Raw genomic sequence first — 14,740 nt, forward strand, 5'->3', positions numbered from 1 at the left:
GCCCAGTCGGGCGCGCCCCGGGCCGCGGCCCGGGGCCACCCCCGCGCCATGGCCGGGGCCCCCCCCCCGCCCGGGCCCCGGGGCGGGCGGGGAGGAGTCACGACTCCTCCCAGCCCGCACCGGGGCCTCTGCATGAGGCGGACTTCAAGGTCCGTTCGAGCCCACTGCGAGCCCTGACCGGCACGTTATGGCGCGTGGACGAGAGATATCCGGAAGACCGGATCCGCCGCACATTCGTGATGTTCCCCGGACAGGGCTCGCAGCGCGATTCCATGGCGGTGCATCTGCTCCCAGCCGCTACCCGTACGCGGGGCTGACCCTCACCTGGGAAGCCCCGACCCCGGCCGCGTAGCCCGCGGTCCGGAACCCCCATCGCGCAACCGCAAGTCCGCCAGGTCCACGCTCAGGAAGGGAACTCCCGTGCATCTCGAGGTAGCACGACGCGACACCAGAGCCTGGCGAGCAGGTGTCCGGCTCGCACAGCGCACGTACCAGGACCAGTTCGACGCCCGGATCGACCCGGCCCCTGACGCCGCGCTGATCCTCAGCGAGCAGGACCCGCGTACCCTCGGCCCCGACGACGAACTCGACGGCGCGGTCGCCGGGTTGACCTTCGCCAACCAGGGGCCGCTCTTCGCCGAGCACTACCTGGACGTCCCGATCGAGACGGCGCTGGCGCCCTTCGCGGGCGAGGAGCTGTCCCGGTCGCAGATCGTCGAGGTCGGACCGCTCGCCTCCAGCACCGTCGGTGCCGGTGGTCGGCTGGTCTCGCTGCTCGGGGCGATGTGCTGGTGCCAGGGCGCCAAGGCGGCGGTGTTCACCGTCACCCGGCCGCTGCACCTGATGCTGCGACGCTCGGGCATCAGCACCGAGGTGATCTGCCACGCGACCGAGGCCCGGCTGCCCGCCGAGCTGCGCGGCGACTGGGGCCGCTACTACAACCTGGACCCGGTGACCGTGTACACGGACATCAACCAGCACATGGGGGACGCGCTGTCCCTGCTGTCGGGGCAGTCGCCGCTGGCCGGCACCGCGGGGAGGGCGTGAGATGCGGAGCGTGGAAGCAGGGTTGACCAACCCGGCCTGGCAGGACCGGCCGCTGGTCGAGGTCGCCGACCCGATGGACGGACGGGTCGTCAGTTCCCGTACCTACGGCGAGATACGCGCCGCCCGGGACCGGTTCGCCGCCCGGCTGCGCCGGTGGGTCGCCCCGGGCACGCCGGTCGGCCTGGTCGCGGGCAACACCCCGGAGTGGGTCGTCGCCGACCTGGCGCTGCTGGCCGCCGAGGCGGTCGAGGTGCCGGTCCCGCTGGCCTTCTCCGCCGAACAGGCCGGTTCGCTGCTCGCCGGTACGTCGGTGTGCCTGGTGGACGAGCAGGGCGCACGGCGCCTCGCCGAGTGGGGCCTGGACGCCGACCGGGTGCTGCTGCACATCACCGACGACAGCGCCGACGACAGCGCGGACGACAGTGCGGACGTCGAGAGACCGGTCACCCTCGTCGGCGAGCCGCTGCAGGGTCGCGCCGCCGACGTGGTGAAGATCATCCACACCTCCGGCACCACCGGCACGCCCAAGGGCGTGCTGATCCGCCGCTCCGGGATCGAGGCGCTGCAGGAGTCGCTGCACGGCATGCTGCCCGCAGGCGCGCTCGACCGCTACCTCTCCATGGTGCCGTTCAGCCTGCTGATCGAGCAGGTCGCCGCCGTCTACATGCCGATCGCGGTCGGCGGCACGCTGCGTCTGCTCGCACCGGAGGCCGCGCTGCTCGGCACGGCCGGGTCGCGGGTGGAGGACGCCCTGCAATGGCTGCGCGTGATGGGGCTGAGCGCGGCGGTGCTGCCGCCGGTGGTCGTCTCCGCGCTGGCGAAGGTCGCGGCGCAGGCTGTCGCGGCCGGACGCGATCCGGTCCAGGAGCTGTTCGGCGCGTCGACCGCGCCGCTGCTCATGGCGGGCGGCGCCCCCGTCGCCACCGAGGCGCTGGAGTCGCTCGCGGCGCTGGGCATCGAGGTCCTGGAGGGCTACGGCCTGTCCGAGAACACCTCCGTGGTCGCCTGGAACCGCCCCGGCGACGTGGTGCCCGGCACGGTCGGCAGGCCGCTGCCGCACTGCGAGGTCCGGATCGGCGAGGACAGCGAACTGCTCGTCAAGTCGCCTTCGCTCTTTGCCGGTTACACCGTCGAGGACCCGACCAGCCGCCCGCTGGACGACGACGGCTGGCTGCACACCGGCGACCGGGCGGAGCTCGACCCGGACGGACGGCTGCGCATCCTGGGACGCCTGAAGAACATGATCATCACAGGCTTCGGCCGCAACATCTCGCCCGAGTGGGTGGAGGGCCGACTGCGCTCCTGCCCGGCGGTGCGGGAGGCCGTGGTCTTCGGTGACGGCCTGGAGCACCTGGTGGCGCTCGTCCTCACCGACGGAACCCTGGCTGACGACCACGTGCACGCCGAGGTCGCCGCGTACTCCGCGCACGCGCTCGCCGAGACGGACCAGCCGAGCCGGACGATCGTGCTGCGCGACGAGCCCGCACTGCGTGCACGCTACTTCACCGTCACCGGTCGGCCCCGCCGTGACCTGCTCTTCACCGAGCAGGTACAGCCCCACCTCGCCGTCGCCGCAACCCGCTGACCATTTCCTTTGAAGGGGACTTTCCTGTGACCACCGCTTCCCTCCCGATCCACCGGTCCCGCCTCGGCGACGGAACCGGAGCGCTCATCACGCCGTCCGACAGCACCGTCAGACTGGTCGACACCGCCTCCGTGCTGCTGGACGAACTCCGCGGGGCGGGCCACCTGCTGCTGCGTGGCTTCGCGCCCAGCGTCGAGGACTTCAACGAGCTGGTGCAGAAGTGCAGCGCCAAGGTCACCCTCGACCCCGCGCGCACCTTCCACGGCGACGTCGCGCAGCTGGTGGACTCCGGCACCGACTCCATCGGCCTGCACATCGAGAACGGCGCGACCCCCTACCCGCCCGACCTGCTGTGGTTCCACTGCGTCACGGCCGCGGCTTCCGGCTCGCAGACCACCGTCTGTGACGGGCGCCGGGTGTGGGAGCAGCTGGACGAGCCGACCCGTGAGCTCTTCCTCGACAACCCCGTGGTCTTCGCCCGCTCGGTGTCCGAGCCGCAGTGGCGGCAGTTCACCGCCTTCAGTCTGGGCGGCGGCCGAAAGCCGGAGGAGGTGACCCTGGACGACCTGCGGTTCCTCGCCGACCAGGGCAACGCCACCGTGACGCAGCGCGAGGACGGCTCAGTCCACTACGCGTTCCAGACCCACGCCGCCCACCCGGGCAAGTGGTCGGAGGACACCACCTGGGCCAACAGCATCTTCGGCCCCTCCTACAACTACGAGACGCCGGAGATCCGCTTCGAGCACGGCCCGATCCCGCGCGAGGTGCTGGACGAGCTCGCCCGGATCACCGAGGAGGTCACGGAGGAGATCGCCTGGCAGGACGGCGACGTCGTCCTCATCGACAACTCCCGCGTGATGCACGGCCGTCGCCCGATCACCGACACCCGCCGCACCATCGTCAACGCGCAGAGCTTCGTAGCCTGAGCCGCCCGGTCCGGACTGGACCGTACCGGCTGCGCTTATCCCCGATGAAAAGGGGTGAGCATTATTAAATCGGACGAATCAGACTTATCTGGGCAAATATCTAAAACACCATCAAATACTGACCTCACGACGCCGTTTCGACCGGGTTGCCGCACTTTGCGGTGCCTGATCGGAGCGGCGTCGCTGCGCTCCGTAGACAAATGAGACGCAGGTCACGGCCTTCTTGTGGCGTGGCGCACTTTACCGGCGGTATGGCTTGCTCCACTTGTGAAGGCCGTGTGAGAGTGCCTGAGGCAGGCCAGGCAGAGAGCCTGCTGGAGCACGGCGACCGGCGCACACAGCGCCGACCTGTCAAACGCCGATGTGCTCCCCCTGCTCGGTCGGGCCAGTCCCGAATGCCGCCGGGCGCATTCCCAGCCAGCGACGCCGGTGCGGCGAACGCGTGGTTCCGTGCGCCTTCGGTCAGGGCAGATCCGTCGACATCGGAGTGTCATGCCTTCCCACGCCCGTTTCTCCCACGCCCGTCGCTCTCTTGTGCAGCTCAACCAGCGTGTCTCCGCGATGAGCCTCAACAAGCGCCTGACCGCCGGTGTCGGTGCAGCTGTCCTGCTGACCGGTGCCGCCACGGGGACCGCCGTCGCCCTGACCGGCAGCTCCAGCCCGAGCCACACGGCCGCTGCGGCCGGCGCCGTTGCCGCCGCCCGTCCGTCCGCCAGCACCGCGAACCGCTCCGAGCAGCGCGCGCCGCTGGTCAACGCGTCCGCGTCCGCCGACGCGGCCAAGGCCAAGGCTGCTGCCGCCGCCAAGGCGAAGGCCGCTGCCGACGCCGCCGCGAAGGCGAAGGCTCAGGCAGAGGCGCAGGCGCAGGCGCAGGCCCAGGCCGCTGCCAAGGCAAAGGCCGACGCCGCCGCCAAGGCTCAGGCGCAGGCCCAGGCCCAGGCCGCCGCTCAGGCTCAGGCCCAGGCGCAGGCCGCTGCCGCCGCCAAGGCGAAGGCTGCCGCTGCGGCTGCCGCCGCGGCCGCCGCGACCCCGGTCTACGCGAACAACCTGAGCGGTTGGATCGCGCAGGCCCAGGCCATCCTCCAGGCCGACGGCGACCAGGTCCCGACCGCGGACGCGATCACCGCGCGCGCCATGACCGAGTCCTCCGGCAACCCGAACGCCCAGAACAACTGGGACTCGAACGCCGCCGCGGGCACGCCGTCCATGGGTCTGATGCAGACGATCCAGTCCACGTTCGACACGTACGCGCTGCCGGGGCACACGGACATCTGGAACCCGGTCGACAACATCGTCGCCGCGGTCCGCTACGCGAACGCCACCTACGGCTCGTTCATGAACGTCGCGTACGGCTCGAGCGGCTACTGATCAGCCGCCCTCGCCAACGCACAGCGCCCCCGTGCCTGCCTGGCAGGTACGGGGGCGCTGTGCGTTGCGGACTATCCGGTGAATCGGGCCCGGCTCACGACCTGGTGCGCGACAGAGAGTGGACCTCTCTGTCGCGCAGCAGGTCGTTACGCCTTGTCCTGGTTCGTCTTCGGCCCCTGCGGGCGGCGACGGCGCTGGTCCGGGCGACGGCCGGACGCGGCGCGGGGGCCGGACTGCTCGGTGCGCTCGGGCCGCTGAGTGCGCTCGGTGCGCTCGCCGCGCTGAGCGCGCTCGCCCCGCTGCTCGGTCCGCTGGGGCCTTTCGGTCCGCTGGGACCGCTCGTTGCGCTGGGAGCGCTCGCCCCGTCCACCGGCCGACGAGCGGGAACCCCTCGACCCGGCAGGCTTGGACGCGGCCGGCGGAGTCGGCGTCGGGAGGGTGACCGGGACGCCCGACGGGCGGCGCGCGCCGGTGATCCGGACGAGCTCCGGGTCGCCGGGGCGGACCCGGTCGTTGGACGGGCGGATGCCCGCATCGGTCATGAGCTTGGCCGTGTCGCGCCGCTCGTGGGAGAGGACCAGGGTGACCACGGTGCCGGACGCGCCCGCGCGGGCGGTGCGACCGCCCCGGTGCAGGTAGTCCTTCGGGTCGGTCGGTGGGTCGACGTTGACGACGAGGTCGAGGTCGTCGACGTGGATGCCGCGCGCCGCGACGTTCGTGGCGATCAGCGCGGTGACCTGGCCCTGCTTGAACTGCTCCAGGACCCGGTTGCGCTGCGGCTGCGTCTTGCCGCCGTGAAGCGCTGCGGCGAGGATGCCGTTCGCGAGCAGGTCCTTGGCCAGACGGTCGGTGGCGCGCTTGGTGTCGACGAACATGATCACGCGTCCCTCGCGGGCCGCTATCTCGCGGGTGATCTCGCGCTTGTCCTGGTCGCTCACGTAGAGCACGTGGTGCTCCATGTTGGTGACCGCGCCCGCGCTGGGGTCGACCGAGTGCGCGACCGGGTCGCTCAGGAAGCGGCGGACCAGGCGGTCGACGTTCTGGTCGAGCGTCGCCGAGAAGAGCAGTCGCTGCCCGTCCGGGCGGACCTGCTCCAGCAGGGCGGTGACCTGCGGCAGGAAGCCCATGTCGGCCATCTGGTCGGCTTCGTCCAGCACCGTGATCTCGACGCGGCCGAGCTGCACGTCGCCGCGCTCCAGCAGGTCGCGCAGCCGGCCGGGCGTGGCGATCAGTACGTCGACGCCGCGCTTCAGCTCACCGGCCTGGCGTCCGATCGGCAGGCCGCCGACGACGGTGGCGAGCCGCAGGTTCACGGCGGTCGCATAAGGGGTGAGCGCGGTCTGGACCTGCTGGGCCAGCTCGCGGGTGGGCACCAGGACCAGCGCCAGCGGGGCCTTGACCTCCGCGCGGCGACCGGTCAGGCGGCCGAGCACCGCGAGGCCGAAGGCGAGGGTCTTGCCGGAGCCGGTCCGGCCACGGCCGAGCACGTCGCGTCCGGCCAGCGCGTTGGGCAGCGTCGCCGCCTGGATCGGGAACGGCTCGGTCACGCCCTGCTTGACGAGCGTCGTCTGCAGCGCACGCGGCAGTTCGGCCTCGGCGAAGCTCGCCACCGGCGGCAGCCCCGGGGTCTCCGGCGCGGCCACCTCGAACTCGCCCTGCGCGGCGACGGACTGACGCTTCGTCGGACGGCGCTTCGGCGGACCGTAGGACGCGCCGCCCCGCTGCCCGCCGCCCTCGGCGTTGGCACGCTGCTGCTGGCCACCGCGCTTACGTCCGTTGCGTGCGTCCCGCTCGGCCGGGGACAACGGCCGACCGAAGCGGGTCGCGGGACGCTGGTCGTTCGACCGGTTGGTGCGGTGGTTCACAGATGGACCTTCCACAAGAAGTCACAAAAAAGGCTCCGTGGGCCCGGCCTTCCGGCCGAGCCCACGGAGCCGTAGTAGCGGGGGCAGGATTTGAACCTACGACCTCTGGGTTATGAGCCCAGCGAGCTACCGAGCTGCTCCACCCCGCGTCGGTACCTTGAACGTTAACAGAGTTCGGCCGCCGATGTCGGATGGGGCCCTGTGACGACGCCCACCTGCCGGTCGCCGCGTCTCTCTCTGTGATCAGCGCCTCACGCCGGACGCGTTCCCGGCGGGAGCGTTCCGCTCCTGGCGGCCTCGTCCAGATACTGCGTCAGCACGCTTCGCAGCTCGCGCGCGGCGCGCGGCGGTTGCACGTCCTTGCGGTGGGCGAGCGCGATCGTGCGGCGCAGTCCCGGCGGGGCGAACGGGGTGACCCGGAGCGGGCGGCGGGCGGCCACCATGCTGGGCACCACGGCCGCTCCGAGGCCGGCCTCGACCATGCCGAGCACCGCGTCCATCTCGCCGCCCTCGACGGCGAAGGGCGGCTCGAAGCCCTCGGCGCGGCAGGCGGCCATGGTCACCTCGCGCAGGTCGTAGCCGTGGCGGAACATCACCAGCGGCTGGTCGCGCAGCTCGGCGACCTCGATCACGGGTCCGGCCGTCGGCGGCGGGGCGTCCGGCGCGGAGGCCAGCACCAGCTCCTCGCTGAGCAGTTCGGTGGTGGCAAGGGCCGGGTCGTGCCGTTGCAGCGGGAGGATGATCAGGGCCAGGTCGAGGCTGCCGGTGGCGAGGTGGCCGACCAGGTCACGGGAGCCGCCCTCCTCGATGTGCAGGCCGATGCCGGGGTGCTCCCGGCGGTAGGCGCGCAGCACGTGGGGGAGGAGCCCGGTGCACAGGCTCGGTGTCGCACCGAGGCGGACCCGGCCGCGGCGCAGACCGGCCACCTCCTGCACCTCGATCCGGGCGCTCTCGGCGTCGGCGACGATCCGCCGGGCCAGCGGCAGCAGCGCCTCACCGGCGTCGGTGAGGGTGATGTTGCCGCGGGCGCGGTGGAACAGGTCGGAGCCCAACTCCCGTTCCAGCGCCCGGATCTGCTGCGACAGCGACGGCTGGGCGACGTGCACCTGCTGGGCCGCGCGGGAGAAGTGGCGCGCGTCCGCGACAGCGAGGAAGTAGACGAGCTGCTGGAGCTGCATGTTCCGCAACCCTACCCGCTCGATAGGCATTACCTATCGAAACAACCAAGATCATGTCTTGGACCTTTCGATGCGACGAACCTAGCTTCTTGTCCATGGCAGTCGCGATTCGGACGGTTCCGCCGTCGACCCTACGGACGCTGTGGTCCTCCACCATCGGCAAGAAGGCCGTGATGGCGGTGACCGGCGTGGTCATGCTGGCGTTCCTCGTCGTCCACATGCTCGGCAATCTCAAGATCTTCTTCGGTGCCACGGAGTTCGACGCGTACGCGGCCTGGCTGCGCACCATCGGCGAGCCGGTCCTGCACCAGTCCTGGTACCTGTGGATCCAGCGCACGGCCCTCGTGGCGTGCGTCGTGCTCCACGCGGTCTCCGCGTACCAGCTGAGCCGCCGGGACGTCGCCGCGCGCAGGCAGCGCTACGTCCACAGCACGCCCGTCGGCCCGTCCTTCGCGACCCGCACCATGCGCTGGGGCGGCGTGATCATCGGCCTGTTCCTGGTCTGGCACATCCTCGACCTCACCACCGGCACCCTGAACCCGCTGGGCGAGGCGGGCCACCCGTACGAGAACGTCGTCGCCGACTTCCGCAACTGGTGGGCGGACGTCATCTACCTCGTGGCGATGGCGGCGCTCGGCCTGCACATCCGCCACGGGTTCTGGAGCGCCGCACAGACCCTGGGCGCCAACGGGCCCCGCAGCGGCCCGGTCTTCAGGACCGTCAGCTGGGTCCTCGCCCTTGTCCTCTTCGCGGGCTTCGTCACCGTGCCCGTCGCAGTCATGACCGGAGCCGTGCACTGATGTCCGAGCACCCCGACAGCACCCCCTATGTCGACTATGCGGTCGGCGCGCCCGTCGCCGACACCCGGGCACCCGACGGGCCCATCGAGGAGCGCTGGAACACCCGCCGCTTCCAGGCGAAGCTGGTCAACCCCGCCAACCGCCGCAAGCACACGGTGATCGTGGTCGGCACCGGCCTGGCCGGCGGCAGCGCCGGGGCCACCCTCGCCGAACAGGGCTACCACGTCGTCCAGTTCTGCTACCAGGACTCCCCACGGCGGGCTCACTCCATCGCCGCGCAGGGCGGCATCAACGCGGCGAAGAACTACCGCAACGACGGCGACAGCGTCCACCGGCTCTTCTACGACACCGTGAAAGGCGGCGACTTCCGCGCCCGCGAGTCCAACGTCCACCGCCTGGCCGAGGTCTCCGTGCAGATCATCGACCAGTGCGTGGCCCAGGGCGTCCCGTTCGCCCGCGAGTACGGGGGACTGCTCGACACCCGCTCCTTCGGCGGCGTCCAGGTGCAGCGCACTTTCTACGCCCGTGGCCAGACCGGTCAGCAACTCCTCCTCGGCGCGTACCAGGCGTTGTCCCGGCAGATCGCCGCCGGCAACGTCGAGATGCACGCGCGCACCGAGATGCTCGACCTGATCGTGGTCGACGGCCGTGCCCGCGGCATCGTCGCCCGCGACCTGATCACCGGCACCGTCTCCAGCTATTTCGCCGACGCCGTCGTCCTTGCGTCCGGCGGGTACGGCAACGTCTTCCACCTCTCCACCAACGCCAAGAACTCCAACGCGACGGCCGCCTGGCGCGCGCACCGGCGTGGCGCGTACTTCGCCAACCCCTGCTTCACGCAGATCCACCCCACCTGTATCCCGCGCTCCGGGGACCACCAGTCCAAGCTCACGCTGATGAGCGAGTCGCTGCGCAACGACGGCCGGATCTGGGTGCCGAAGACCAAGGGCGACACCCGGAGCCCCGACCGGATCCCCGAGGACGAGCGCGACTACTACCTGGAGCGCCTCTACCCCTCCTTCGGCAACCTGGTGCCGCGCGACATCGCCTCCCGCGCCGCCAAGAACGTCTGCGACGAGGGTCGCGGCGTCGGTCCCGGCGGGCTCGGCGTCTACCTCGACTTCGCCGACGCGACCCGGCGGCTGGGCAGGCAGGCCGTCGCCGAGAAGTACGGCAACCTCTTCGAGATGTACCAGCGGATCACCGGCGAGGACCCCTACCAGGTCCCCATGCGGATCTACCCGGCGATCCACTACACGATGGGCGGCCTCTGGGTCGACTACGACCTGCAGACCACCGTCCCGGGCCTGTTCGCCATCGGCGAGGCCAACTTCACCGACCACGGCGCCAACCGCCTGGGCGCCTCCGCCCTGATGCAGGGCCTGGCCGACGGCTACTTCGTCCTCCCCACCACGCTCAACGACTACCTTGCCCGCAACCCGAGCCTGGGACTGGTCACCGAGGACCATCCCGAGGTCGCCCCGGTGGTCCGGGAGACCACCGAGCGCCTCGCCCGGCTGCTCGCCAACGACGGCGACCGCAGCCCCGACTCCTTCCACCGCGAGATCGGCGAACTGCTGTGGGAGTACTGCGGCATGGCCCGCAGCGACGCCGGGCTGCGCAAGGCGCTGGCCCGGATCCCGGAGATCCGCGAGGAGTTCTGGCGCTGCATCACGGTCCCTGGCGCAGGCGACGAGCTCAACCAGTCCCTGGAGAAGGCCAACCGCGTCGTCGACTACCTCGAACTCGCCGAACTGCTCTGCCTGGACGCGCTGCACCGCACCGAGTCCTGCGGCGGGCACTTCCGCACCGAGTCGCAGACCCGCGACGGCGAGGCCGCCCGCCAGGACGACGCGTTCTCCTACGCCGCCGCCTGGGAGTTCACCGGTACCGGCAGCGCGCCCGTCCTGCACAAGGAAGACCTGGTCTTCGAGTACGTCCACCCCACCCAGCGGAGCTACACGTGAACCTCACCCTGCGGATCTGGCGCCAGCGCAACGCCGACGCCCCCGGCGCCATGGTCACCTACCAGGTCCAGGACGTCTCACCCGACATGTCGTTCCTGGAGATGCTCGACGTCCTCAACGAGGACCTGATCCAGCGCGGCGAGGAGCCGGTCGCCTTCGACCACGACTGCCGCGAGGGCATCTGCGGCATGTGCTCGCTGGTCATCAACGGCGAGGCGCACGGCCCGGAACGCGCCACCACGACCTGCCAGCTGCACATGCGCCACTTCACCGACGGCCAGACCGTCGACATCGAACCGTGGCGGGCCACCGCCTTCCCGGTCGTCAAGGACCTGGTCGTGGACCGCTCGGCGTTCGACCGCATCATCCAGGCCGGCGGTTACATCACCGCTCCGACCGGCTCCGCTCCCGAGGCCCACGCCACCCCCGTCCCCAAGCCGGACGCGGACCTCGCCTTCGAACACGCCGAGTGCATCGGCTGCGGCGCGTGCGTGGCAGCCTGCCCGAACGGCTCGGCGATGCTCTTCACCAGCGCCAAGATCACCCACCTCGGCGTCCTCCCGCAGGGCGCGCCGGAACGCGAGAGCCGGGTGCTGGACATGGTCGGCGCCATGGACGCCGAGGGCTTCGGCGGCTGCACCAACACCGGCGCCTGCACCACGGCCTGCCCCAAGGGCATCCCGCTGACCAGCATCGCCACCCTCAACCGCGAGTTCCTCCGCGCGGCGAGGAGCAACCCCGGCGCGGCACACCGGCGCTGACGGGTTCCCGTCCGGCGCGCGTTCCGGGGCGGACACGGTCGCCGATGGCGAGATCTGACGCCACCACGGGTGCTCCCAGGTACGCGGAGGGACGCTTGGAACACCCAGCGCGGTGCCGGGACGATGACGGGCCACGACGCGATGGTCAACGGCCGGGGCTTCGGCGAGACGATCCGCAACATCAACGGCGACCCGGAGTGCAACGGCAAGAACCCGGACGAGCGCAACGACCGGATCAGCCTGTACAAGCAGTTCACCGGGATGCTCGGCACGGACGTCGGCCCGGGCGACATCTCCTGCTGACCCGGGACGGCCTCCGGCGCGCTCAGGTGGCGCTGTGGTGCAGCTCCCGGGCGAGGACGGCCGGTTCGGGACGGATCTGGTCGAGGATCGCCGCCAGGTGGGCGTCCTTGAGTTCGTACCGGACGATCCGGCCGTCCTTCGTCCCGGCGACCGTGCCACCGGCGCGTAGCAGGCGCAGGATCTGCGAGACGGCGGTGTCGGCGATACCGGTCGCCGTGGCCAGGTCGGTGACGGCGATCGGACCGGCCCGGTGGACGGCCAGCAGCACGGCGAGCCGGTGCGGCTCGCCGAGCAGCGCGAAACGGTCGGCCCAGACGGGGAGTTGATCGGGCTCGCCGATGCCTTCGATGGCCGTGCAGACGCTGTGTTCGTCGATGGCCCTGCGGTGGGCCCGCTCGGTGGGAACGAGATGCATGGGGCCCATTGGACCCCCGCTGCCCGGTGATCTGCAACACCGTGCAGGTGAGCGGATGTGCAGGGTCAGTTGGCGGGCTCAGGCCTCGGTGGCCGTGACTGTCGCTGCGGCGTCGGCAGGAGCGGCCTCCGTCCCTCCGGCGAGACCGGTCTGCCAGCGGGACTCGATCTTGCCGTAACGCCAGTAGAGCAGCGCGACGACCCAGGTGAGGGCGAACAGCCCAGCGATGACGAAGCCGGCCTTGTTGATGTCGAAGTTGGCCATGAAGTCCCAGAAGCCGCCGGTGAGATGGAGCTCGCTGGTGAGTACGCCGAGCACCTCGATGGTGCCGATCAGGAAAGCGGCGGCGATGGAGAGGCCGGTGATGACGAGGTTGTAGTAGACCTTGCGCACAGGTCGCGCGAAGGCCCAGCCGTAGGCGAAGTTCATGAAGAAGCCGTCGAAGGTGTCGAAGAGGATCATGCCGCCGGAGAAGAGCAGCGGCAGCGCCAGCACGGCGTAGAACGGCAGCCCGGCGGTGGCGGCGTAGGCGGTGGCGGCGAGCAGGACGACCTCGGTGGCGGTGTCGAAGCCGATGCCGAAGATCATGCCCACGAAGAAGAGCTGCCAGGTGTGGTTGATGGAGCGCATGAAGCGGCCGAAGAAGCGCCACATCAGCCCGCGCGCCTGGAGCTGCCTTTCGAGCTCCTCCTCGTCGAAGGTGCCCCGGCGCATGTCGCGGAAGACCTTGAAGATCCCGGCGAGCACGATCAGGTTGAGCGCGGCGATCAGGTAGAGGAACCCGGCGGAGGTGAGCGTGCCGAGCATGCCGCCCAGCGTCTCGTAGGTCGAGTTCGGGTCGACCATCGCGCCGAAGACGGCCTTGGCGGCGACGGTGATGCCGACGCCTACGGCGGAGACGACCGTGGAGTGGCCGAGGGCGAAGAAGAAGCCACTGGCCAGGGGACGTTGACCGTCCGCCAGTAGCTTGCGGGTGGAGTTGTCGATCGCGGAGATGTGGTCCGCGTCGAAGGCGTGACGCGCGCCCAGCGTCCAGGCGGTGAACGCGACGCCGAGGCCGACGCCGAGCTTGTCGTAGTGGAAGTGGTGGGGGAGCACAGTGAAGATGTAGATGCCCCAGCCGACGCCGTTCAGCAGCAGAATCACCAGGGACATCACCCCGATCCTGGTCCATTCCGCGGGACTCAGGGACTGACGGACCATCTGTAGCTTGGCGACGAACGCGGACACTGGGCATCCTCCTCGGGACGCTCACAGGTCGGCGCGGCCTGGTCGGAGACTCCCGGAGGGCCCGGTCCGGACCGACCTTCCTGCGAGGCTGGTTTCCAGGAGTGCGACGCCAGGCGACCGGACTTGCCCTCACTCGTGCCGAGGGGTTCACCGTTGCGGGACAGCGCCGGATTCTCACCGGACTTCGCTGACGCTGCACTGTCCCCGCGCAGTGAGGGGACCTTCGGCAGCCTAGAGGTGGCGGGGGCTCGGGTACAAGCCTGCACATCTAAGCAGGTGTCTGATTCACTGCCGAGGACGGTGCGGACGTCGGCTGGTACCGGGCGGCGAGGGTACGCACCGTCTCGGTGATGCGGTCGCGGAGTTCGGCCGGTGCCAGGACCTCGACGTCCGCGCCGAGCCGGAGGAACTCCTGGTGGGCGTGGTCGATCGACTCGATGGGCACCCGGGTCTCGGTCCATCCGTCCTGTGCTGCTCCGTCGCCCAAGGCCGTTACGCCGAGGCGGCGGGCGCCCTCCGGGGTGAGCCGGACCAGGGCCTCCCCGGTGTGCAGCCGGGTGTGGAAGTCGGCCAGACTGCTGCTCCAGTGCGCGGCCAGGTCGAACCTGTCCGGGATGGCGAACTCCTGATCCAGCATATGGACTTCGAGGATCTGGTCGACCCGGTAGGTGCGGATCCCGGACGGCCCGCCGGCGGCCAGGTACCAGCGTCCGGCCTTGAGGACCAGCCCGTACGGCTCGACCCGCCGCTCGATCTCCTCCGGCGCCCGCCAGCGCCGGTACCGCATGAGGACCGCTCGCCGCGCCCAGAGCGCGGCGGCGACCGCGGGCAGGTGAGGCGTGCTCTCGGCCTCGCCGTACCAGCCGGGGGCGTCGAGCAGGAAGCTCCGCCGGATCCGCTCGGCCTGCTCGCGCAGCTCCGCTGGAAGTGCGGCCCGCAGCTTGAGCTGGGCGGTCACCAGCGCCTCGCCGAGGCCGAGTTGGGCGGCGGCGTCCGGGAGCGCCGTCAGGAACGCGGCCTGCGCCTCGTCCGGGGTCAACCCGGTGAGCCGGGTCCGGTAGCCGTCGACCAGCTGGTAGCCGCCCGCGTGTCCCGCCTCGCCGTACAGCGGGATGCCGGCGGCGGCGAGCGCGTCGACGTCCCGGTAGACCGTGCGGACGGAGACCTCCAGCTCCTCGGCCAGTTGGCGGGCCGTCATCCGGCCCCGGTTCTGGAGCAGCAGAAGCAGGGTCACCAGTCGGCTCGCGCGCATGTCGCCCAGTATCCACATCCACTGACAGGAGATGTCAGTGGAG

Annotated in this window: 13 protein-coding genes, 1 tRNA gene and 1 riboswitch; of the genes, 8 read left to right on the forward strand and 6 right to left on the reverse strand. The window is 70.9% G+C overall.

All coding sequences use genetic code 11. From position 1 onward, the window contains the following. Window positions 1–420 precede the first annotated feature (420 nt). From ABH940_RS11955 to ABH940_RS11970, 4 genes are all read left to right on the forward strand, one after another. On the forward strand, window positions 421–1,047 hold the full coding sequence (locus ABH940_RS11955; RefSeq protein WP_370062432.1) for a thermostable hemolysin: 627 nt from the start codon (window positions 421–423) through the stop codon (window positions 1,045–1,047). 1 nt (window position 1,048) lies between these two features. Continuing rightward, window positions 1,049–2,632, forward strand: a complete 1,584-nt coding sequence (locus ABH940_RS11960) for an AMP-binding protein (RefSeq protein WP_370105213.1) — start codon at window positions 1,049–1,051, stop codon at window positions 2,630–2,632. A gap of 26 nt (window positions 2,633–2,658) precedes the next feature. Beyond that, complete coding sequence (locus tag ABH940_RS11965) at window positions 2,659–3,558, forward strand: TauD/TfdA family dioxygenase (protein ID WP_370105214.1); 900 nt, start codon at window positions 2,659–2,661, stop codon at window positions 3,556–3,558. A 561-nt stretch (window positions 3,559–4,119) separates the two neighbouring features. Then, on the forward strand, window positions 4,120–4,926 hold the full coding sequence (locus ABH940_RS11970; protein ID WP_370105215.1) for a transglycosylase SLT domain-containing protein: 807 nt from the start codon (window positions 4,120–4,122) through the stop codon (window positions 4,924–4,926). Between the two features lie 146 nt (window positions 4,927–5,072). Here ABH940_RS11970 and ABH940_RS11975 read toward each other — a convergent pair whose 3' ends face one another. From ABH940_RS11975 to ABH940_RS11985, 3 genes are all read right to left on the reverse strand, one after another. After that, window positions 5,073–6,731 (reverse strand): DEAD/DEAH box helicase, encoded by a 1,659-nt coding sequence (locus ABH940_RS11975; RefSeq protein WP_370062983.1) that lies wholly within the window; start codon window positions 6,729–6,731, stop codon window positions 5,073–5,075. 135 nt (window positions 6,732–6,866) lie between these two features. Then, window positions 6,867–6,940, reverse strand: a tRNA-Met gene (locus ABH940_RS11980). Between the two features lie 102 nt (window positions 6,941–7,042). Further along, on the reverse strand, window positions 7,043–7,969 hold the full coding sequence (locus ABH940_RS11985; RefSeq protein ID WP_370062440.1) for a LysR family transcriptional regulator: 927 nt from the start codon (window positions 7,967–7,969) through the stop codon (window positions 7,043–7,045). A gap of 95 nt (window positions 7,970–8,064) precedes the next feature. Between ABH940_RS11985 and ABH940_RS11990 the strand changes: the two genes are divergently transcribed. The 4 genes from ABH940_RS11990 (at window position 8,065) to ABH940_RS12005 (ending at window position 11,800) form a co-directional block, all read left to right on the forward strand. Further along, a complete protein-coding gene (locus ABH940_RS11990) occupies window positions 8,065–8,769 on the forward strand; it encodes a succinate dehydrogenase cytochrome b subunit (RefSeq protein WP_370062442.1) in 705 nt (234 codons plus the stop codon). After that, window positions 8,769–10,736 carry a fumarate reductase/succinate dehydrogenase flavoprotein subunit gene (locus ABH940_RS11995; RefSeq protein ID WP_370062444.1) on the forward strand — a complete coding sequence of 656 codons (1,968 nt, stop codon included), beginning with the start codon at window positions 8,769–8,771 and terminating at the stop codon, window positions 10,734–10,736. Before ABH940_RS11990 ends, ABH940_RS11995 begins: the two co-directional genes overlap by 1 nt. Continuing rightward, window positions 10,733–11,497 carry a succinate dehydrogenase/fumarate reductase iron-sulfur subunit gene (locus ABH940_RS12000; RefSeq protein WP_370062446.1) on the forward strand — a complete coding sequence of 255 codons (765 nt, stop codon included), beginning with the start codon at window positions 10,733–10,735 and terminating at the stop codon, window positions 11,495–11,497. Before ABH940_RS11995 ends, ABH940_RS12000 begins: the two co-directional genes overlap by 4 nt. A 123-nt stretch (window positions 11,498–11,620) precedes the next feature. Continuing rightward, window positions 11,621–11,800, forward strand: coding sequence for a hypothetical protein (locus ABH940_RS12005; RefSeq protein WP_370062448.1), 180 nt, complete (start codon window positions 11,621–11,623; stop codon window positions 11,798–11,800). Window positions 11,801–11,822: 22 nt separating this feature from the next. Here the strand turns inward: ABH940_RS12005 and ABH940_RS12010 are convergent, their stop codons facing one another. From ABH940_RS12010 to ABH940_RS12020, 3 genes are all read right to left on the reverse strand, one after another. Beyond that, window positions 11,823–12,215 (reverse strand): ArsR/SmtB family transcription factor, encoded by a 393-nt coding sequence (locus tag ABH940_RS12010; protein ID WP_370062450.1) that lies wholly within the window; start codon window positions 12,213–12,215, stop codon window positions 11,823–11,825. Between the two features lie 78 nt (window positions 12,216–12,293). After that, on the reverse strand, window positions 12,294–13,370 hold the full coding sequence (locus ABH940_RS12015; RefSeq protein WP_370062452.1) for a HoxN/HupN/NixA family nickel/cobalt transporter: 1,077 nt from the start codon (window positions 13,368–13,370) through the stop codon (window positions 12,294–12,296). Between the two features lie 165 nt (window positions 13,371–13,535). Next, a riboswitch (cobalamin riboswitch) is annotated at window positions 13,536–13,676 on the reverse strand. A 37-nt stretch (window positions 13,677–13,713) separates the two neighbouring features. Further along, a complete protein-coding gene (locus ABH940_RS12020; protein ID WP_370062454.1) occupies window positions 13,714–14,697 on the reverse strand; it encodes a helix-turn-helix transcriptional regulator in 984 nt (327 codons plus the stop codon). Between the last annotated feature and the right edge of the window lie 43 nt (window positions 14,698–14,740).

Origin of the sequence: Streptacidiphilus sp. BW17 (assembly GCF_041262485.1) — a bacterium.
Lineage (GTDB): Bacteria > Actinomycetota > Actinomycetes > Streptomycetales > Streptomycetaceae > Streptacidiphilus.